General features: G+C 38.8%; 10 protein-coding genes and 1 pseudogene. 1 reads left to right on the top strand and 10 read right to left on the bottom strand.

The window, feature by feature from the left end; genetic code table 11:
• Nucleotides 1-10: 10 nt before the first annotated feature.
• The 8 genes and pseudogenes from ACO052_RS18710 to ACO052_RS18675 form a co-directional block, all read right to left on the bottom strand.
• A complete protein-coding gene (locus ACO052_RS18710) occupies nucleotides 11-4879 on the bottom strand; it encodes a choice-of-anchor L domain-containing protein (RefSeq protein WP_422105315.1) in 4869 nt (1622 codons plus the stop codon).
• A 106-nt stretch (nucleotides 4880-4985) separates the two neighbouring features.
• Entirely contained in the window at nucleotides 4986-5234 is a 249-nt protein-coding gene (locus tag ACO052_RS18705; RefSeq protein ID WP_422108083.1) for a T9SS type B sorting domain-containing protein, read from the bottom strand.
• Between the two features lie 3855 nt (nucleotides 5235-9089).
• Nucleotides 9090-9815, bottom strand: a pseudogene (locus tag ACO052_RS18700) (choice-of-anchor L domain-containing protein); the annotation flags it as partial.
• A 415-nt stretch (nucleotides 9816-10230) separates the two neighbouring features.
• Nucleotides 10231-12012 (bottom strand): gliding motility-associated C-terminal domain-containing protein, encoded by a 1782-nt coding sequence (locus ACO052_RS18695; protein WP_422105314.1) that lies wholly within the window; start codon nucleotides 12010-12012, stop codon nucleotides 10231-10233.
• 39 nt (nucleotides 12013-12051) lie between these two features.
• Nucleotides 12052-14514, bottom strand: a complete 2463-nt coding sequence (locus tag ACO052_RS18690) for a T9SS type B sorting domain-containing protein (RefSeq protein ID WP_422105313.1) — start codon at nucleotides 14512-14514, stop codon at nucleotides 12052-12054.
• A complete protein-coding gene (locus ACO052_RS18685) occupies nucleotides 14511-17915 on the bottom strand; it encodes a T9SS type B sorting domain-containing protein (RefSeq protein WP_422105312.1) in 3405 nt (1134 codons plus the stop codon). The genes ACO052_RS18690 and ACO052_RS18685 overlap by 4 nt, the downstream gene beginning before the upstream one ends.
• Before the next feature lie 106 nt (nucleotides 17916-18021).
• Entirely contained in the window at nucleotides 18022-18849 is an 828-nt protein-coding gene (locus ACO052_RS18680) for an ABC transporter permease (RefSeq protein ID WP_422105311.1), read from the bottom strand.
• Between the two features lie 97 nt (nucleotides 18850-18946).
• On the bottom strand, nucleotides 18947-19846 hold the full coding sequence (locus ACO052_RS18675) for an ABC transporter ATP-binding protein (protein WP_422105310.1): 900 nt from the start codon (nucleotides 19844-19846) through the stop codon (nucleotides 18947-18949).
• Nucleotides 19847-19970: 124 nt separating this feature from the next.
• Between ACO052_RS18675 and ACO052_RS18670 the strand changes: the two genes are divergently transcribed.
• Nucleotides 19971-21026, top strand: a complete 1056-nt coding sequence (locus tag ACO052_RS18670; RefSeq protein WP_422105309.1) for a hypothetical protein — start codon at nucleotides 19971-19973, stop codon at nucleotides 21024-21026.
• 112 nt (nucleotides 21027-21138) lie between these two features.
• On the opposite strand, the gene ACO052_RS18665 is transcribed toward ACO052_RS18670, so the two are convergent.
• Nucleotides 21139-21864, bottom strand: a complete 726-nt coding sequence (locus tag ACO052_RS18665; RefSeq protein WP_422105308.1) for a DUF3667 domain-containing protein — start codon at nucleotides 21862-21864, stop codon at nucleotides 21139-21141.
• A gap of 3 nt (nucleotides 21865-21867) precedes the next feature.
• Complete coding sequence (locus ACO052_RS18660; RefSeq protein ID WP_422105307.1) at nucleotides 21868-22380, bottom strand: IS1096 element passenger TnpR family protein; 513 nt, start codon at nucleotides 22378-22380, stop codon at nucleotides 21868-21870.
• Nucleotides 22381-22431: the final 51 nt, after the last annotated feature.

Genomic DNA, 22431 nt, shown 5'->3' with positions numbered 1-22431 from the left:
TTAAATAATTTTAGCGACGCAGTGCAAAATGCCCTTTGATCTGGAATTGCCTTCCATTTTGCACCACATCGGCAACGTACCAATAATCCCCAGCGGGCATCTTGTTGCCATTGACGGTGCCGTCCCAGCCAAAGGTATTATGGCGCAGTTCCTTTAATACCTTGCCATATCGGTCAAAAATGCGAATAACAGTACCAGGAAGGGTCTCTATGCCAACAATGTGCCAAGTGTCAAAGTCCCCATCGCCATTTGGTGTCACATGCTTAGGAGCATCTATAACTAAGACTTCCCTGGTCACCTCTGCGCAACCATTACGATCAATAACGGTTACTGTATTGTAACCAAGAGGTACATTGATAAAAACATTCGAAGTCTGTACGGGCAGATCGTTCAATTGGTATAAATAATCCCCAATACCACTGACCGTCATTATGATATTATTGGGATCCGAAAAATCTATGGTTTCGACAACATCAATGAAGGCAGATTCTGATTCTATAACGTTGAAGCTAAAGTTACTTTCGCAGCCGTATTCGTTGGTTATGGTAACGCTATAGCTCCCAATTTCCGTAATCTCAATGTCCGCCGTTGTAGCATCTGTGGACCACAGATAGGTCTCTAAGGTATTTCCGGTAAATGCAGAGACCACCAGCGGTAAATTATCTGTACACAAAACTTGATCTTCGATGTCTAGCACTGGCAAAGGATTAATGATAATAGAAAACTGTGTGGTATCGAAACAACCCGTACTATCGTTTTCCAGTCTCACAAATATCGTATCGTTATTTGAGGCCAGATAAGAGTTGCCTAATGCATTCGTATTTTCAATGGCATCGGCTTCTGTCAAGAAGTAGTCTATAGAATGCACATTGGCACTTTGACCTCCTAATATTGCCGCATTTTGGACGGATAGGTTCAGTTGTAAATCCCCATCGAAGTTATCATCACATAAGATGAGGTCATCGGGTTGGTTGGCTATTGGTAATGGGTTGACCACCAATCTAAAGGCATGGGTACTGTAACATCCCGTTGTAATAAAAGCTACCCTTGCAAATAGATTTTCGGTAGGACTATTATAGGTAAAGTTAACATCAAGTGGATTCACATTGGCCTCGGCTTCTACCAAACTACTGTGGTAAGTCACTATGATATTTGAGAGATCGTCCACTAAAACAGTATCTATCTGAGATAAATCGATGGTATCGTCAATTGTATCGCACACCTCATAGGCTTCTATCTCATTAATTAAAGGTGCGGGATTGATGATTAAATCGAAGGGGACAATAGAAAAACAGCCAGTACTCACATTTCTTACCCTCACGAATATGGTGTTTAGGTCCTGAATGTTTGTATAGGTCTCAGGATTAGTAATCGCATTTGCATCGGCTTCTGCATCCTCCTGTGTTGGATAATAGGTGAAATCCGTGTTATATTGGCGGCCATCCAATATGTCGAGTTCAACATCCGTAAGGTCCCATTGTATAAGATTTTCAGAATTATTAGCACAGCCTTCGAGCGACTGCCCAAAGTTGACTTCTGGCATCGACAGCGTATTTATACTGAAAGATTCTACAAGGGCACATCCCGATGCTATATTTTCGATGCGGGCATAAATGAATTCAGGATTACTGGTCGCCGTATAGTCTAAAGGAATGGCATCCGTACCCAAGTTCGCCTCCAAGGGGGAAAGATGAAAAGTGATATTGAGATCGGTGGGGCTTGCCATTTGTATTTCCGATACTTTGATACTTAGGTCGGTTGTGGCCAAGCCGCTTAAAGCTACATCACATTCAAAGACATCGGTTGGTACGTTATATATAGGTTCTTGACGTACTTCAATTTGCATAGGCGAGACCTTAAAACAGTCATTGTTAGAGGCGTTTTCTAAGCGCACAAAAATGGTCTGGGGATTAAAAGAGTTTTGATAGGCTATGGTTTTGTCAATAGGATTTTCTCTATTGATGGCCTCTGCTTCGGACTCAAAGTAAAGCACCTGCATGCCCTCCTGTCCATTGATGATTTGCTCATCCCTATCTTCTAATAAAAAGTCCGAAGGGTTATTGGGGTCAGATGAGCAATTGACAAAACTGGGGATATCTCCCAACTGTGGATCCGCATAAATCAACACATCGAAATCAAGTACGGTGAAACAACTCTCAGAATCGAGTGCCACTCTTAAATAAACATCTCTACTCGGCGTTAGGTAATTACTCGGGTCGGAAATCGATAGAAATTCATAAAACTCGCTAACGGCATGATCGAGTGATTCATGAAATGTAATACTGAGATCAGCATTGTTTGTGGTGAGACCATCCAAAACATCTTCGAGGTTGACGGTAGCAATGAGATTTTGATCTTCATCGCAAATGATAATCGGTTCAGAGTTGAAGGTTTCAATTATAGGAATAACATTGAGTTGCAGCGTTGATATATCATAACAACCCGTAAAAAGATCAGTTACTCTAATATATAAATCTTGATTTGTACTCAAGTCATAGGAACTACCAGAAATTAGATCGACTTGGTTTTGGGCATTTTCAAGAGTTTCATAAACTTCAACTGTTCCAGTAATGCCGAGATCACTAATAATATTCTCCTTCAAGGGCTCTAAAATAATCCTTGTTGTATTGGTTAAAGCGTCGGTATAACCGCAATAATCAAAGGTGTAATTGGACAGTGCCAATGACGGATGAATCTTTAAAGTAACTTGCGAATTATAACTACAACCATCATAGCTAGCACCTATAAATAGTGTTTGTTCATTGGTGACTGTCAATGCTGTGGTTTGATCAAGCGCGTTACTGTTGCTCTGAAGACTCGTTTCTGTTAGATAAAAGTCTATATCTATGTCATCATAAGCCCCTTTAAGCTCTGCGGCCACATCTGCTAAGTTAAAATCGACGATGCCGTCGTTAGAGCTGTCATCACATAAATAGTATTCGTTGTCGCTACCGATGACATTATACAATAAATTTTTATGAACGATTAATGGTATTTCAGTCTGGCAATTGGCATTTTCAAAGGCTATGCCCAGTCGAAGTGTAAAATATGGAGCATCTGTTAAAACTAAGGTCCTAGGGTTACCGAGGCCATAGAGTTCTAGAGTGCTTACTGTAGAACCAGGGAATAAGGTTGTTTCTAAATACTCAAAATAGCCTTCAATATCGAAGGTTACGGGAACCGTATTATAAGTATATAATGTCGTCCCTTCAAACTCCTCGTACATAGGGTCTATACATTCACTTAAAACGAGTTGATCCATACCTAGATCAGGCGGGTTTAGATAGTTGAAATTTATATAAGCGAGTGAAAAGCATTCATTAGAAGCCCCCGTAATTTCTACCCTTGCAACGACATAAGGGGGCTGTTCACTAAAATCAGGAAAATCCGTTATGGCATTTATTCTGTTGATAGCATCGCTCTCACTCATGTAATAGGTGACCACTCTATTGATTTCACTATTGGCCATGACAACATCAAATTGGTTAAGCTCAGTAATACCAGGATCTGTTATGAAATCGAAACAAATGTCTAAGAAAAAATTTAATGTTGAAATATTTGGTGGTAAGGTTACCGATAGATTAAAGCTTCCGACCTGCAAGCAACTACCGTCTAAACTTTCTATTCTGACAAAAATAATCTCTTCTGGGGCAGAGTTTTGATAGATACCTGTAATGGGGTTAAGGTTGTTTTGGGCATCATCCTCAGTTAAATGATAACTAATCACATAATCGCTAGATGGTAAATTAGCCAGTATTTCATCATCTTTATAAAAAGAAAAGTCAAAGTCGTAGATAGCATCATTAAGCGTTATATCGCAAACGAGAAGATCACTAATAGGCTCAGCTTGTTGAAAGGGTATAACTTCAATATCTGCACTATCGGTTAAAATACAATCACCTGCATTGAATGGCAGTGAAATTTCCACACTATAAGTCCCTGAGGCATTGACTTCTAAAGTCGAATTATTTTCTCCTGGTATCTGAGTTCCATTTAGGAACCAGCTGTACGTGGCCGCAGGATTATTGATTTCGGCATCTAAGCTAAGGGTATTGCCACAAACTGATTGGTCTGGACCAAGATCAACAGCACTCCCAAAACCATTTTCTATAAAGACGGCCGAATCGAAACGCTGATCGATGTGATCAGCTATGACAAACTTAATATGGTAGGTTTCGCCCGGTATTATTTCGGTACTTGCTGTTAACACGGTGGTGTGCCCGTTAAAATTCGTGTTACCGATGTTGTACCCTTGAAAATATGTTTCATTTTGTGCATCACAGAAACCGTCAATTTCTGGACGAATGGTATTGGTACCGACTTCGGTTGTCGTATCGGGGACTGTTGCAATATTGACATAAGGGTCCGTTGTTCCAGCCCTTTTGATCAATATGGCAAAGACATCCCTAAAATTGCATGGGTATTCTTGTTGATATTCGTCAGAGGCAAAAAGATATCTGAAAGTAAGGAAATCATTGGCCGAAACAATATCAAACGCTATCGAAGTGGCATTGAGGGTTTGATCTATGCCCAAAATGTTAATAATATCGGGATCGGTCTGCCAATTTAGATTTCCCTCGCTGAGATTATCTTCAATGAAGGTATTACCAGCACTATTGACACTTCCTGTGGACAAAACCATACCATTTTCTAGAGGAAAATCGGAGGTTCCCCTGTTAAAACTACCGTAGCTTAAGATATTATTGATATTGCCATTAACAGGCGAGGAAACATTACTAGTTATAACGCAATTGTTACCCGCAATATTCTGAATAAGTTGTTCGGGCTGTTGGGAATTATCTGTGACAATTTGTTGCGTATATCCAAAACATATAGACACGAGAAAGCAGAGAAGTGTATGGAAACTTTTCTTTTTCATTGCTTTTTTTAAAGGGTCTATTTATAGAAATTTAAGCTAGTCTACTACAAATATAGAGAAAAGTTAAATATTGCCCTTGCAGATGTCTAATATTTGCCGGCTATAACTAGCGGCGAATGGCAAAATGCCCTTTGACTTGGAATGATTGGGTACCGCGTCTTACATCGGCTACAAACCAATAGTCATTGGCAGGTAATTTGTGACCCTTAAATGTGCCATCCCATCCTGGAGTATTGTGCTTTAGTATTTTTAGAAGCTTACCATAACGATCAAAGATATGAATAACAGTACCTGGTAAGGTTTCTACACCGACGATATGCCAAGTATCAAACTGTCCGTCATTATTAGGTGTCATGTGCTTCGGGATGTCGATGACCAAGACTTCTCTTGTTACTTCAGAACAACCATTTAAGTCTATAATAGTTACGGTATGGTAGCCCATAGCTACATTCTCAAAGACATTGGATTCTTGAGGTTCGCCATCGTCTAATTGGTATAAATAATCGCCAATACCACTTATAGTCACCGTAATATTATTAGGGTCAGAAAAATCAATGATCTCAGTAGCCTCAATTGTAGCGGCTTCAGACTCTGAAACAGCAAATACTCTTGTGTCTTGGCAACCAAATTCGGTAGTTACGGTCACCCAATAGGTACCGACTTCACTGATTTCAATTTCAGGAGTCGTTTCTCCGGTTGACCACAAATATTGGTCGGCTGGCTGATTCGTATTCGCTGAAACAAGCAATGGAAGGTTGTCCAGGCAAATGACTTGATCTTCAAGATCAATTATTGGCAAAGGATGAATGACCACTGAGAATTGTGTGGTCGCATGGCACCCCGTTGTATTATGTTCTATTCTGGCAAAGATAACTTCAGAATCAAAGGCAATATAATTAGTGTTTAAAGGCGCTATGCCATTATTGGCATCCTGTTCTGAATTATAATAAGTGATACTAAAATTTGATGGATTTTGAGTTCCTAAGATACTCGCATTTTGTTGGGTCAGGTCAAATTCCAGCAGGCCATCGAAATCATCATCACAGGCCATTAAATCGTCGGGTTGATTAGCAATCGGAAGTGGATTGATATTTAAATTAAATTCATAAATCGCATGGCAACCTGTGGTACTAAACTCAGCTCGGGCATATATGGAATCATTATTCGTCAAATACGTATAGTCGGAACTTAACGCATTTTCGTTAGTTAAGGCATCAGTTTCATTTGAAAAATAGCTAAATAATACATCGGTACCATCATCTACTAAGATTTGATTAATTTCCGTAAGGTCAAAACTGTTGTTTTCATTATCACAAATCTCATAAGACTGAAAATCATTAATTACAGGAGGTGTATTGACAATTAAATCAATGGGAACTAAAGCATAACAATTAGATATGGTATTGGTAATTTTGATATAAGCAGTCTGCGGATTGCTTGTATTGGTATATGCCTCTGGATTTGCTATGATGTTAATGTGTGCTTCCGCATCTTCAAAATTTTCAAAGTACGTAATCTCAATATCATCTTGCCTAACGTCCAGGATATCGAATTCGGCATTCGTTAAATCAAACTGCATAAAACCGTCATAATCTGTATCACAAAATACCATTGGTATGGATGGATTAGCTTCAGGAACTTGAATAACATTCAATTCAAAAGACGAAATAGAATTACAAATGGTACCATTATCTATCTGGACAAATATGGTCTGTGGATTGACCGTATTTGTAAATTGAAGAGGCAGTGCATCAATACTGTTTTCGGCATTAAATAGTGAGGTATAAAATGTCACCGTTAAGTTCTCTGCTATTCCCTCTGATACTTCTGTAATTTTGGTACTCAAATCAAAAGTCTCAGAACCATCATTTGTGATGTCATCGCACACAAACCAATCGCTAGGCGTATTAAAAACAGGATTTGTACCTACTTCAATCGTAAAGCTGGTAGTATCATAACAATCTTCATCCGATAGATTTTCCACTCTTGCAAAAATAGTCTGTGGATTACTGGTGTTTTGGAAAGCTGCATTTTTGTCAATGGCATTGGTTCGGTTATCGGCATCATTCTGATTCAAATAGTATAGGACCTGCTTGCCTGTTTGCCCGTTTAGAATTTCAGCATCTTTGGTATTGAATATAAAGTCTCCAAACCCATCACTACTGTCTTCACAAATTTTATAATTACTTATAGCCGTAAATACAGGAAGTGTGTTCACAATAATAGGTAATGTTTCAGTAGAATGACACCCTGTTATTGTATTTTCTACGCGAATAAATACGGATTCAGTTTGAGCGTTAAAGACATTTTCATTGATTATGGCGTCTGCTGCATTATCAGCATCTTCTTGGCTAGAATGAAAACTGATGAGTCTTTCATTGGTATTACTCACCACCTGTGGAATAACATCTAAGAGGTTAACGATGAAGAAGCCATCTTGGTCATCATCGCAAATCACGATAGGCGATGGGCTAGTGGTAACAGGTGCTTCTAAGACGGTAATTTCAAATGAATTGGTATCCGAGCAACCTGTTTGGTCAGAGACGATCCTTGTATATAGGGTAAATGGGTTAGTCGTGTTAGTATAAAAGGTGGGTAGGGCATCAGTATTACTCGTAGCGTCAGTTTCTGAAAGAAAATAAGTAACGCTAAACCCATCTTGCCCATCCATGACTAAAACATCAAATTGAGACAAATCGGTTGTAGTTAGTCCATCTTGATCTTCGTCACAAACCGTTTGGCTTACAATGGCCTCGAATTCTTGGACAGGAACTAGTACAAGGTCAATTTGTGCTATATCGTAACAGGTCGGACTCGACAGACCTAAATAAATGGTCTGAGGATTACTAGTTGGAGCAAACGGAACGCCTTGGTCTAAGGGATTTACTTGGTTATCTCTGTCCTCTTCTGTAAGATAAAATGCTATGGTTATATCAAATGGTAAATCATGGACAATATAATTTGCGATATCTGAAAAGTCGAATAACTCAATACCGTCATTATCTATGTCACATCGGCTTATATCATTAATGTTCGTCGCCGTAAGTAATAAATTAGTATGAAGCTCAATTGGCGTTACCGAGGCGCATCCTGTGGTATCACTTACAACTCTAATATATACGATTTGCTCTTGGGCAGTAGTGTTGGTATAATTAGTATCGTTTATGATTGGGTTTGCTCCAGAAAGCGCATCTTCATAGATTTCGTGAAATGTGACGCTAACTCCTGTTAATCCTTGAAGTACCTCGGGAATAATTGAAGTTAAATCAAAACTTGCAAAATCGTCGTGATCAATATCACAGGCATCGATATAATGTTCTGCTGTATTAATAACAGGATTGTCTAAAACGACAATATCTAAGCTCGTTGTGCTGACACAGCCTGTCTGAGGGTTTTGTACACGTACAAAAACTTGCTCATTGGGACTGGTATTTACATAAGGCATGGGTATTGGGTTGCTACCCGTTGCAGCATCAGCGGGGGAGTTGTGATAGGTGACTGCTAAATTAGCTTGTCCATTAGTTATTTCGTCGTTTTTAATATTAAGATCCATACTGGTAAACCCATCGTCAGTTTGGTCGTCGCAAACCTCTAGTGGTGTGGGATCCGAAATATCTGGCAGTGGATTAACAATAAGATTTATAGTTGAAAATGCCAAACATCCATTGTCAATATCTTCAATTCTTACGTAAATGGCCTCTAAGTTGTTCGTATTTTGGATGGGCCCAGTAATAGGATTAATACCATTTTGGGCGGCAGTGTTACTGTAATGGTAAGAAATACTGTAGTTAGAGTCAGGAACAGAAGCTAATACTTCCGCATCTTTAGTCGACAAGTCAAAGGTCTCAATACCATCATTGCTAAGATCATCACACAGTTCGTAATCTGAAATAGGATCTGATGATTGTGTGGAGCTTAAGATTAGGTTAATGTCATCTTCTATGACGCAAGTACCTCCTGCTAATGGAATCTCTATCTCTACGCGATAATTTCCCGTTTGTAAAGCATCAAAGGAAGTTTGGTCCGCACCGGGGACCAATACATCATTAAAATACCAACTGTAAGTTGCTTGAGGATTTTCAATATCCCCATCTAAATTGACAACACTGGCGCAGGTAGAAAAATCATCACCCAAATCAACAGCCGCATTAAAACTATTACCTTGAATAAATACAGCAGAATCGTAATTTTCATCCGTTTGATCTGCAATAATTAACTTAATTTGATATTCGACGTTCGGTAAAATTGAAGCTGAAGCAGAAAGCACTGTAGTTCTGCCATTATAATTGGTGTCTCCTATATTATAACCTTCAAAATACTGTTCATTAGAGGCATCGCAAAAGCCTACAATCTCATCATGTACGGTATTGGTGTTAACGGGAGTATTGGTTCCCGGAACTAGTGCAATATTAACATAAGGATTGTTGGTATTAGCTTCACGAATCAAAAAAGCAAAGCCGTCGGAGTATTGACATGGAAAATTCCCGAAATATTCCTCAGAGGCTAGTATATAATTAAACTGTATCTGATTGGCTATAGATATAAAATTAAATTCAATAGAGGTTGCATTTAAGGTACCGGTAATACCAAGTACGGCTTCTAAGTCAGGATCGGTGGTCCAATTACCATTGCCGTCATTGAGAATTTCGGAATTTAAACCATTTCCGGCTGAGCTTGCATTTCCCGTAGTTAGAACAATACCATTTTGAAATGGGAAATTTGAAGAGCTACGTTCAAAATAACCAAAGCTGCCTAATCCAACGACGCTACCATTAGAAGGTGAACTTATGTTTGAAACTTCAACACAACCTTGGATTAAGTTATTCTCAATTAAATCTTGTACTGCTATTGTATTATCTACTGTGATTTGTTGCGCGCTCAAAACGCTGCAAAAAAGGCATAGCCATACAAAGAGGGGGCGATGAATATAATTCATAAGCTAGCGGTTAAGTTTATAAACTATTAATCAATTAGATTCAGGGTAATTGGGGGTGGTAAAGTAAGGGGAATAAAGATTAAATACAAAAAAATACGACAAAATACACAAAACGTTAACATTTAGAAGCAAAACATGTGGGCCGGGATTAAAAAAGGCCCCAATTAGAGGCCTTTTTCCCAAATTGAAATTTCGAAAACATTATACCTCAACAGATAATGTTTCTTAACCTGAAACTCCATATCGTCATATTTTAAAGCATATTAATCTTCAATTAATTGTGAACAATAAGTTTGAGGGAAGGGCTACAAAGAGAGAAGAGGGAGGCTATAGGTCTTTGTGAGTGTATTAAAATTATAATGACTTCTTAAGAGTTCCAAAAGAATAAGATGAATTAACTAAAATCTTAACACTTTTAATAATTTACGTACACCCAACCTACCATTGGTCGATAGTCGGGATCATTGAGATTTAAGACATAATAGTAAGTACCCACGGGAACTGTATTGCCATGATTATTTAGGCCACGATTTATTTTACCCAGCCATGGTTTATTATTATTGCCTTGAAATATGAGGTCGCCATAGCGATTATATATATGAAGGTCATGTTCCGTAAAAATATCGTACAGGCCTTGGATGTTAAACCAATCGTTATAAGTATCATCGTTCGGAGAAAATCCATTGGGTATAAAAGGTGGGCAATTTTCTACGGTGAGCTGAAATTGATAAATCTCGTAACAGGGTGGGCTCTCAAATCGAACGTATACGATTTCAGGATTATTCGTATTATTATACATGGTTGGGATTAAAATGGCGTTCGCAGCCATTTCTAGATCGTCGAGGGATAGATAAAATGAAACTTGGTCTTCTTCATAATCTAGGCTTTCTAAAGCTTCAAATAGGTTATAGGTAGATACTTCAAAACCTTCATTACATCCAATAAGATTAGGCAATATTATGATGTCTGGTATCACTAATAATTCAATATCAGCCGTATTGCTATTATTATCTTCGTTAATTTCTGTTACGGTTCCTGTCATAGTACCGTCGTCATCTACTACCGCAACAATGGTCAAGTTAGGACTAGAATTCTCAGGAACCGTGAGTGTTATAGTATTACTTTCACTATCTCCGATATTGATGACGTCCATGGTTTGGCTCTGACCGATTAATAGATCATCTAAATAAAATGCAATGGGTGTGTTAGCCGCTAAATTAGATGTGCTATTAAAATTATTCACAGTATAAAAAAGTTCTACACTATTATCACCACAATTCACGATATAGTCATTAATATCTATGGTAGCATCTGGCAACTGACTATTTAAGACGGTGATGATGTTGTTAATCATTACAAAATCTTGTCCTGAGGTTAATGTAATGGTAGCTGAAGTATCGCCGATATTTATATTATCCTGAATATTGTAGACATCAATATCCATATTATATAAATTGTTAGATCCTGTAAATGAATTAGTACCATTAAAGGCATTGTTGGCTGGATTCAATGGTAGATTACTGATGACATTACCATTAATAGTCAATTGCTCATTGACTGCTAATGCGCTATCACCTTCCCAGGCAATAAACCCTATTTTAGCATCTTCATTATCCAATACATTAAGATTGTCTAAGGTAATGCTCAAGAATGTTGGGACACTCTGCAGACCGTCATAAACGTTGAGCTGATTAAGGGGCAGTCCATCATCTTCATAAATTATGGTAATGGCCCAACCACCAAAGTTGGTACCCGAAGGACAGTAGGGTGTTATAACATTCGTTAAATCAAAGTCTGAAATGGTATAAGTGCCATTACCTTGACTAGTGATAATATCGGTGACATCGGCAAAGGCAGCAAAAAAGACGCGTACACTATCCAGACTATCACTAAAAGTACGTTCTGCATTTACCTCTATGCCATTGAGCATAATGTCAAAATCTCCACTACCAGAACCTGCCCAATATAAATAGGCCGCTGCAACATTTTGAGTGGAGCTAAGATTTAAATCTGCAGACGACGAGGTTTGAATCACGCAGGGAACAAAATTGCCATTTTCCATCAGATTTAGAGTATTACCGATGGCCACATAGTCAAATCGACCATTAAATTGCTGAAATAGTGAAATGTCTTGTGCACGCAGAGGGATAGCCACACCAAACAAAAATATGCAAAGTATATAGTGTGCTGTTTTCAAAAGACGTACTTTGGTAAAACTAAATTACAATTTTTTAATCTATCGTTTCAAGCTAAAATGACTGGTAAAGGTTCTACCGTCTTGCAGCTCTACCTTAAACCAATAGTCGCTCGAAGGCATTTTGGCACCATTATAGGTCCCGTCCCATCCAGGACCCAGCGGGTCGAGTTCCTTTAGGAGCTTTCCATGGCGGTCAAAAATCAGTATTGAGGTATTGGGTTGAAACTGTCTGCTGATGCCCTTTACTTGCCAAAAGTCGTTAGTGTCGTCATTGTTGGGCGTAAAGAACTTGGGGAACCCGATCACGGAGACCAGTTCTTCCGTAATGCCACAATTATTTCTATCCCTTACAAAAACGGTATAGAGTCCAGGTCGTACATCCTCAAAAACATTGGAGTCTTGATAAGGCCCATTGCTATCGTCCAGGGCATATTCATAATCGCCTTCACCACTGACGATGACGGTTATGGTATTGTTCTCAGAGGCATCCCTAATGTCGATATCGGTTATGGTCGCAATATTTGAGGGCACAACGGTAATGGATCTGTCCTTAAAGCAACCGTCAGTATTGGTTACCCTTACAGTATAGGTGCCAGGGGCGTTGACCTCAATGGTGGACGTATTTTCACCTGTGGACCAATCGAAGTAGAAGTTGCTAGGCGAGCCATTGAGGACGCCGGCATCGAGGACTATGGTCTCAGGGAAAAAGTTAAGGCAATAGAGGGTCTCTGCTTCGGTTTGGATGTTGGGCAGCTCAAAAACGGTGAGCTGAACTTCGCTGATGCCGTAACAGGCATTGGCGTTTTCCACACGCGCATATATGGTTTGGTTGTGTGGAATGGTATTGGTAAAGGTATTGCCCAAAGGATTAGATTCGAGCAAGGCGTCGTTATAGGTTTCGTAATATTGAAGGTCGAGTCCCGCAGGAGCACCCGCTAGGACAATGGCATCGCTATCGCTGAGGGTGAATGAGGCAAAACCATCTTCGGTACCATCATCGTCACAAACAGATAGGCTGGCATTGTTGGAGGCCGTCGTACTGACCTCAAGGGACACTTCGCTAAAGCTTATACAGCCTGTATTGGTATTAGTCACCCTAGCATAAACAATCTGTGGATTGAGGAAGTTCTCAAAGGCATCGGCATTGATTTCATTGTCTTGATTCTCTGCGTCGACTAAGGATAAATAGTAATTGACCGAAGTGTCTGGGCTACTGCCAACTACAGCATCGGTCGCCTCAGTGAGATTAAATATTGTAAAGCCTTCAGGAATGCCATCCTCATCACACTGTAATAATGAAATATCGTTGGCAATGGGCTTTTCAGCTACAATAATATTAAAGGATGTGAATCCTATACAGCCACTATCCAAATCCTCAATACGTGCAAATACTTCAGTAGGGGTTGGAACGGTATTGGAAAATAGTGTCGGTAAAGGAGCTATACCTGCTTCGGCATCGGTCTGATCTAAATGATAACTGATATTATAATTAGCACCTACCACACCATTTACAATTTCCTGAGTTTTAATATCAAGATCGAATGTGGTCAGACCATTTTGATCGTCACCATCAGTGTCATCATCACAGACTTCAAAAGTCGTTGGTGGATTAAAATTAGTGAGCCCAGATATATTGACTTCCAAAGTGTTAAGGATAAAGCAATTGGTCGTGGTGTTTTCAATTCTAATAAAGACGATTTGAGTTGAAAAAAAACTTGTAAATACATCGCCTAAAGGGTTGACGTTAATATTCGCATCATTTTCTGAATTATGGAAACTTACGGCAACATCACCTTGACCATTAATAATGTCTTGTCTCAGTGAAGTCAGATCAATTTGTCGTATTAAATCGTCGAAGGGGGCTTGGTTATCACATAAATCTAAGTTAGGTAAGCTCGTAGAATTTGGATTCGGCAAAACAGGATTTGATGGATTGTCTGGGAAGGAAGCCGTACCCGTCCATTCTATTGAAAATGGGCTATTGCCAATAGGACGATCAATGACTAGAAGATAGGTCTCACCGGCAAGCACATCCAAATCACTTACAAAACTATCCCCATCTGCACCTGGGCCTTCATCAGGATCTGGATCATCAGGACTCATTCCTGTTAAATTATTGCCTTGCATGGCAGCCGCAGGATTCGTTGTAGAGCATCTAATGGCCTGACCTATATTGCCACAGGTCGCATTAGGGCCAAAAAGGAAGAAATCATAATCTTCAGAAATATCTGTACTACCTGGTGTTAGTGTAAAAGCTAGGGTTCCAGAAGTCGCTATAGTGACTTCGAGCCAAATACTGTTATTTTCTTGGCTGGAGCAGGTATTAGATCCGATTAATTCTTGAGTTCCTACGCCATTGACGTCTAAACTAAGATTGGAATTTCCACAAATCGTCACAGCATTAGCACAATCGTTTGGCTCTTGGCAGAAACCAATAAGCGAAGCGCTTAGCATGATGCAAAGTCCGAGAGATTTAAAAATTAGCTTATGTTTTAATTTCATCGCTTCAAACTAAAATGACTTGTAAAGGTCCTGCCGTCTTGTAGCTGTACCCTGAACCAATAGTCGCTCGAGGGCATTTTGGCACCGTTATAGGTCCCGTCCCATCCAGGACCCAGCGGATCGAGTTCCTTTAAGAGCTTTCCTTGGCGGTCAAAAATCAGTATGGAGGTATTGGGTTGAAACTGTCTGCTGATGCCCTTTACCTGCCAAAAGTCGTTAGTGTCGTCATTGTTGGGCGTAAAGAACTTAGGGAACCCGATTACGGAGACCAGTTCTTCGGTAATGCCACAATTATTTCTATCCCTTACAAAAACGGTATAGAGTCCAGGCCTTACATCCTCAAAAACGTTGGAGTCTTGATAAGGCCCATTGCTATCGTCCAGGGCATATTCATAATCGCCTTCACCACTGACGATCACGGTTATGGTATTGTTCTCGGTGGCATCCCTAATGTCAATATCGGTTATGGTCGCAATATTAGAGGGCACAACGGTAATGGACCTGTCCTTAAAGCAACCATCAGTATTGGTTACCCTTACAGTATAGGTGCCAGGGGCGTTGACTTCAATAGTGGACGTATTTTCACCTGTGGACCAATCGAAGTAGAAGTTGCTAGGCGAGCCATTGAGGACGCCGGCATCGAGGACTATAGTCTCAGGAAAAAAGTTGAGGCAATAGAGGGTCTCTGCTTCGGTTTGGATGTTGGGCAGCTCAAAAACGGTGAGCTGAATTTCACTGATACCATAACAGGCATTGGCGTTTTCCACACGCGCATATATGGTTTGGTTGTAGGGAACGGTATTGGTAAAGGTATTGCCCAAAGGATTAGATTCGAGCAAGGCGTCGTTATAGGTTTCATAATATTGAAGGTCGAGTCCCGCAGGAGCACCGGCTAGTACGGTGGTATCGCTATCGTCGAGTGTGAATAGGGCAAAACCATCTTCTGTACCGTCATCGTCACAAACGGATAGGCTGGCATTGTTGGAAGCTGTCGTACTGACTTCGAGGGACACTTCGCTAAAGCTTATACAGCCTGTATTAGTATTGGTCACCCTAGCATAGACAATCTGTGGATTAAAGAAATTATCGAAGGCACCAGAATTGATAGGGTCCATCTCGTTTTCGGCATCGGCTAACGAAAGGTAATAGGTTACGGAACGTTCCGTTGCGCCACCCGTTACATCATCATTGAATAGATTGATGTTAAAAGTCGTAAAGCCTTCAGGGATGCCATCTTCATCGCACTGTAAAATGGATATATCATTGGCAACCGGTGTATCATTAATAATAAGACTAAAACTCCCAGTACTATAACAATCAGTATTGTTTGTATTTTCTATCCTTACAAAAATAGTTTCATTTAAGGCCGTTGTGTTCGTATAGCTAAGCGGTAAGGGAGACACATTGTCATCGGCATCCTCCTGAGACGAATGAAATGTAACACTTGTGTCTGCTTCTTCTTGATCTCCTCTAATTGTTGGAATTAAATCCCCCAATTCAATAGTAGCAAAACCATCCATGGGGTCGCCTTCATTATCACAGAATTCAATAGTATCGAGTTGAGCAATTTGCGGAGTATTAAAAACGCTAATTACAAAAGACGTCGTGTTACCACAATTGGGGCTATCGTTATTATAGACTCTTGCATATATAATTTGATCGTTAACGGTATTGGTATAAGGGAATATGATCCTATTGTCAAGGATATTGGCATCTGCGTCATCTGGATCGTTATAATACGCCACACTAAATTGTGTAGCATCCTGATTTAGTAAAGCTTCGCTATCCTTGTTAGTGAAATCGAACTCACTGAAAATACCATCATTTAGAAAATTATCACAAACACTCACATCGGTCATTGGATTAGCAACGGGAATTTCGAAAACACCAACTACGGCGTTTCCTTCAATAGGACAATCCCCATTGTTAGGCTCAATAAAAACCTCATAGAATCCTGGGGTGTCCACAAATAATTGCGATGAGCTTTCTGGTAGTGGATTACCATCACGGGACCATACATAATCAGCACCTGGTATATCATCGGCTTGAAGTGTGTAATCGCCGCCTGCACATAACCTGAGTTCTGTGGTACTTTCGCCATTTCTTATAATGTCTATTTGAGAATTGAATAAGGACTGAATGAATGGTGGTAAACCGATACGACTCAAATTTTGATTATTTCCATTGACGTCTAAAAGCACGCCTTCGTCAACGTAGTTTGTTGCTAAGCCGTCTTCTTCAGGATTATTAATAACACCGAGATAAAAACCTGTAGGTTGTCCGTTACCAAGACGACTAAAATCCGTTAGTGCTCTATAAATACGTCTGTCAACTCCCAACTGTAAAGCACCTGCGCTAAAGGTATTAGAGCTATGAATGACCTGCAGTGAATTAGGAATATCTGCGGCTTCAAGATCCCATTGCAGTATTTGACTAGCGCCGCCGCCGCCCGGTCCAAAACCAACAGTAGCATAAGCTTTTCGGTTTTCCGCTGAAAATTCTACGCCATAAGGACTGTTGTTATTTTGAGCGCTGTAAAGTTCAACAGCATTAGACACTATGCCTGTATCATTATCGAAATCGAACAAATAAATGCCTCCTCCTGCGTCACCACCAGGAACAGTGGATTCACCGAAATTTGCCGATATTAATTTTGTGCCATCTGGCGAGGCTTTTAAATACCCAAGAGCATTACGCCTGTAGCCTTGTAAAGGAATATTTGGGCCAACCACGGAAGTGACAGGATTAGGGTCCACACCACTATCATCAATTTTAAAAGCATAAAAGGTGTCCGCAAAATGTGTGATTACCCAAAAGGAAAAACAATCATCTGCCTTGACTGCCGTAATCTTTTCTGAGCACTTTAATTCTGTGGCTAATGGATCTGTCGTGTCATAGGTTATGAGTGGAATATTTTTTTCAACAGCATCCACAGCACCTAAACCGCCATCATCTAAAATATTGACTCTGGAGTACATTAAACCGTCATTAACACCATCATTGGCAACTTCATTAGGAAAATTTGACGTGTTGTTGTGATGGGGTTCATCAACCGTAAAAATATAATAGAAATCTGGATCTTGGGGCTTAGGAACAATAACACCAGAAGAGGTGCTAGAGTCATCACCTCTAAGACCAGTACCATTAAGCATAACTTGGTGATTTCTATTCCACACCGTACTACCATCTGAATAAAACAACAGATTGCCATCGGCATCTGAAATAGTAGTACAACCTTCTAAAGTATTGAGTTGGCCATCAGTAACCGCTGTAACGGTTCCTGCAGCCGCATCAAAACGCACGCCGGCATTACGACCAAAATACCAATAAGAGGCTTCATTTTGCCCAAAAATAGGGCAGCAAAACATAATTAAGAAACATACAAAAGAGATCTTCTTCATAACATCTTTGGTGTAGAACAGACACTTATCAATACTATAAAACAACTAGAACTCTTATTTTCCTAGTTTTAGTATTGAAAATTTATAGCAATAGCTACCAAAGATATTATAAATCTCGCTTTTTTAATAATCGATACGATAAAAAGATGAATAGTGCAGACCAACCCAAGACGATGGCGATTTCGTACCAATGTACGGCATAATCATAGGCAATATCGGTTTTTTCTGGGAATTTGGTCATCACAATACGCTGAATCGGTTGATCAATGAGCTTATACATGGATTCTAAAGGCAGCACATTCTTTACTCGAAAAGCGGCATCACCACTTCCTAAAATTTCATAGGCTCCCCAGAAGAACAACCATTCAAAAATGTAAAGCACAAATAAAAACCCTAAAGCAAAGGCTGAGCGCTTTAATAGCATTCCAAAGAATAAACACAAACTAAAGAATCCAACAAGCTTAATAAAGTAAGCCAACAAAAACTCTATCTCCCTAAATATGATGGATGCTTCTGTATAGCTAGAGTAGTAGAGTCCAATAAAGAAGGATGCTACGCCGATTAAAATGGTGGCACAAAGCGAAAAGAATACAATCGTATAAAACTTGGAGAGTATAAATTCCTTTTTACTAAGACCATCAATAAGATTTTGCTTAAGCGTTTTATTGCTGTATTCGTTACCAATCATACTCACAACAACGATGGCAAAGAAGAATTTAAAATATGAGGCAAAAAATGTGGTGATATGCCAAATAATTGGGAAATTAAAAATACCGAGTTCACCCAATTCCAGAGTAAAGAAGCCGAAAAAGTTAATCTTAATCGATGACAGTACTAATACGGTAAAAGGTAATATAAAGGATACAAAAATTAGGATGCGACTGACTTTGTTGAGCCAGAGTTTTTGTAATTCTAATTTAACAAGACGTAACATATAAAGTGGATTGGTTGTGAAGTTGTGGTTTAATATGGATAAGATGTTGAACCATACGTCGACTATACGCAGTACGAGAGTTCAACATGACAAATCTTTAGTTTAAATTATCGGTTAGTTGTAAGAATTGTTCTTCAAGGCTTTCTTTTCGTTTTACCAAATGGGATAGCACAATACCTTTATCGAACATTAATTGATTAAAATCCGCAGCGGACATCGGTTCATTTAAAAATGCGGTGATTAAATCACCTTCGACTTTTAGCTTACCAAAATTAATGTCGGCTTCCAATAATTTCAATAGGTTATCGAGCTTATCGGTTTTCAGTTCAAAAAAGCCATAACTGTTAATCATCTCGTCCACACGACCAGAATATAATTTTTCACCTTTTCGTAATACGACGACATGGGAGCAAACTTTTTCTACTTCATCTAAGAGGTGCGAGGCCAAAAGAATGGTAGTGCCGTCTGCAGCTATTTCTTTGATAATTTGTCGTATTTGGTGAATACCTTGTGGGTCTAGGCCATTGGTGGGCTCATCCAAAATTAAAATTTCCGGATCATTAAGAAGAGCGGATGCAATGGCAAGACGTTGTTTCATACCTAGTGAATAGGTCTTGAATTTGTGGTCTTTTCGGTCTAACAAGCCCACAACGTCTAATTTCTCTTCAATCTTACTATAATCCACGCCTTTTATTCGGCAGACCAGTTTTAGGTTTTCTGCGGCGGTCATATAGGGATAAAAGTTAGGGCGCTCAATAATGGCACCGACTTGTTTTAAAGCATCATGGGTTGAGGTATTGCCATCGAACCAATGAAAATCTCCACTGGTTTTATTGACGACATTGAGTACGATACCTAAGGTGGTGGATTTACCACTTCCGTTAGGTCCTAATATACCATAGACATTGCCTTTGTTAATGGTAAAGCTTAAATCTTTTACGGCTGTTAAATAGCCAAATTTTTTCGTAAGACTATTGATTGTAAGGATAGGCTCCAAGATATGATTGGTTTTTAAAGATTGATTGGTTCTACAAAATGCTAAATAATTTTTAGCTTATGTAGTTAAGACGAAATCTATCAAAATTTGTTACAGTTTTTATGAAAAGCATTACATTTAAGCAATGGAAGATGATGTGAAAATATCGAAAAAAAAGCCTTCGTATCCTGTTTCTAAAGCCTTAGATTCTTACCTGTCCAGTTACGGAAGAAACATTGATTTACCCATTTTTTATTCGGATTTATTGCGTTTTCAGGGCGCTGTAGAAATATATAATGATAAGGATGAAGATACCTTATGGATTAGGGTGTATTACAATGAATTTGACAGGGACGAAATTAATAGAAGTTTAAAGAAAGTCTATTCGCATTTAATTTCTGATGGTGGGGAATGGATTTTAAAATACCTCAATGTCGATGCCATTGATTTTTGTACGTTCGGTAATTCAAAACCTTTTAGGATAAAGGTTAGAAATATTTTAAACGATAATTACACTTATTTTTATGTAAAGAAAGCTGATGCTTCAAGGATTTACGGTTTAGAACTTGAACATATGTTATCACCGTATAGCATCAACTTTTTAGTTTGTAGGGACACCTTGATTGAAGAGCATATCTCGGGTATTCCCGGTGACGAATTTATTAAGAACAGTTTAGACAATTGCTTGGATTCTGAAAAAGCACAAATTGCCAAGGAATTTGTCAAATTTAACGAACGTTCTATGATTAGACTCTTAGGAGATATGCGCTCTTACAATTATGTCATCGTGCCGATTCACGATTTTGATCATGTCGTATTTAAAATTAGGGCTATTGATTTTGACCAACAATCCTATGAAGGCAATCTAAAAATATATATGCCTCAATTTTTTAAGGAAAATTTAAAGATGGTAGAGTTGGTGCAGCATAAAATACAAAACGAATCCATTGAACAATATAAGATCGAAGAGCGGTCTATTGTTGCAAAACGCATCATTAGTTTTCAAAATAGGGTGAATGCGCTTTTAGAATGTATGGTCTCAGACGAAATATCTAATGAGAAGCATATCACAAGACTAAAAGATGACATTTATAAGTATACGCTAGACGTTAATTTTAAGAAAAGCAAAACCATGGGCGAAATTGTAAAGAATGCACTAGATTTTGTAAAACGGAATTACGAAAGTGTTAGTGCGCGTTAAAGTTGAACGGCAGTTTTCATACCCTTCTATATAGGCCTCATCTTTAAACGCTATATCATCAAAAGCTTCATCTGAATTGATTTTTTTGTAACGGAGTCCCAATAATGCTTGCTTAAAAGATCAAAGTCTTTAACCAAATAATGAATCCTGGCACAATGAATTGAAGTAAAAATGAAACAAGGATGCTAAAGAAAAGAGCAACGAAAACCACAATTTTTTCTTCGTAATCTTTATAAGTGAAATACATGAGTATGGCAATACTTATAAAGGTTATGGGATTGAAGAATATGGGTGTTTTATATAAGGGAATAAAAACTGTGGTGATGATTATAGCATGTCCAATTATAAAAGCATTGCTCACTAAATATTCAACTAAATTACGCTTCTTGAGTATTAAATAGGTTATGAGGCTTAAATAAACAATATTTAGTAAGTAAAAGAATTTAAGGTATTTGCGAATAAAGTGTCCTATTTGCTGCCCAAAATCATAAGCACCTATATTTGCATCTCTCCATTTATTGTCTGGATTACTAAAACTTCTGAAAATTGAAAAATCGTAATAATGATCGACAAATAAATATAATCCTATGGCCAAAAGCGCGTAACTGAATGGATTAAATACTTGTTTTCGTTTGCCATCCAAGTAGTTATTGATACTCTTACCTGGTGCGAGTGTGAGATATTTTAGATTGAAAAAGAATCCCTTATCCGTATTGGTTAAAGTGGTCAAGGTGTCGTTTGTGATTTTTTGAAATGTAAAACGCTTGGTTTCACTTTTCTGACCACATTCTGGACAGAATTTACCTTCGTAAATGGTTTTACAATTAAGGCATTCCATGATTTAGTTCCAGTTCTCGTCAAAGTCTAGATCTTCGTAATCGTCAATGCCAAGATCAGTATCATCCCCAAAGTTGTCGTCATCTTCAGCTTCAAATAACTTTTCCGGTGCTTCGTCCGGAATTTGCCCGTGCACAAACATTAAATTTGGATAGTCAGTTCCAACGGCTTCGTCCACAATCTCTGCAAGCTCAACAAAAAATGTCCACATATTCAAAAAGTCATATACATAGATCAGTTTTGGTGATGCTTCATGCACAACATCTTTTATAAGGGTTGTACTCATCATTTTAACTTCATTACCACCCTCACTCATATCCAACATAGGAATTTCCTCGCCTTGGTTCCATTGTGCATCACTAATATAAAACGATGCCATTTCCATACCATCAAAGCCAAAGGATTGAGTAATAATATTATGAAGATCTTCCATAGTATCTGTTTCGCGAATCTCTAAATCGCGAAATACATCTTCTTCCGTATCGTTATCTAAGATGACTCTAAATCTATATACCATATTGCAAAGATAAAGGAATGTGTTTGAATGTCGAACATCTGACTGCGTGTT

It is taken from the genome of Winogradskyella sp., from assembly GCF_965228925.1.
Classification (GTDB): domain Bacteria; phylum Bacteroidota; class Bacteroidia; order Flavobacteriales; family Flavobacteriaceae; genus Winogradskyella.
The sequence above is the reverse complement of the archived record's forward strand: the minus strand, read 5'-3'. Positions and strand labels throughout refer to the sequence as shown.

Coding starts and splice junctions, on each gene's coding strand:
- ACO052_RS18710 (WP_422105315.1), bottom strand. CDS start 4,879: ATGAAAAAGAAAAGTTTCCATACACTTCTCTGCTTTCTCGTGTCTATA.
- ACO052_RS18705 (WP_422108083.1), bottom strand. CDS start 5,234: ATGACACCTAATAATGACGGACAGTTTGATACTTGGCATATCGTCGGT.
- ACO052_RS18690 (WP_422105313.1), bottom strand. CDS start 14,514: ATGAAATTAAAACATAAGCTAATTTTTAAATCTCTCGGACTTTGCATC.
- ACO052_RS18685 (WP_422105312.1), bottom strand. CDS start 17,915: ATGAAGAAGATCTCTTTTGTATGTTTCTTAATTATGTTTTGCTGCCCT.
- ACO052_RS18680 (WP_422105311.1), bottom strand. CDS start 18,849: ATGTTACGTCTTGTTAAATTAGAATTACAAAAACTCTGGCTCAACAAA.
- ACO052_RS18670 (WP_422105309.1), top strand. CDS start 19,971: ATGGAAGATGATGTGAAAATATCGAAAAAAAAGCCTTCGTATCCTGTT.
- ACO052_RS18665 (WP_422105308.1), bottom strand. CDS start 21,864: ATGGAATGCCTTAATTGTAAAACCATTTACGAAGGTAAATTCTGTCCA.
- ACO052_RS18660 (WP_422105307.1), bottom strand. CDS start 22,380: ATGGTATATAGATTTAGAGTCATCTTAGATAACGATACGGAAGAAGAT.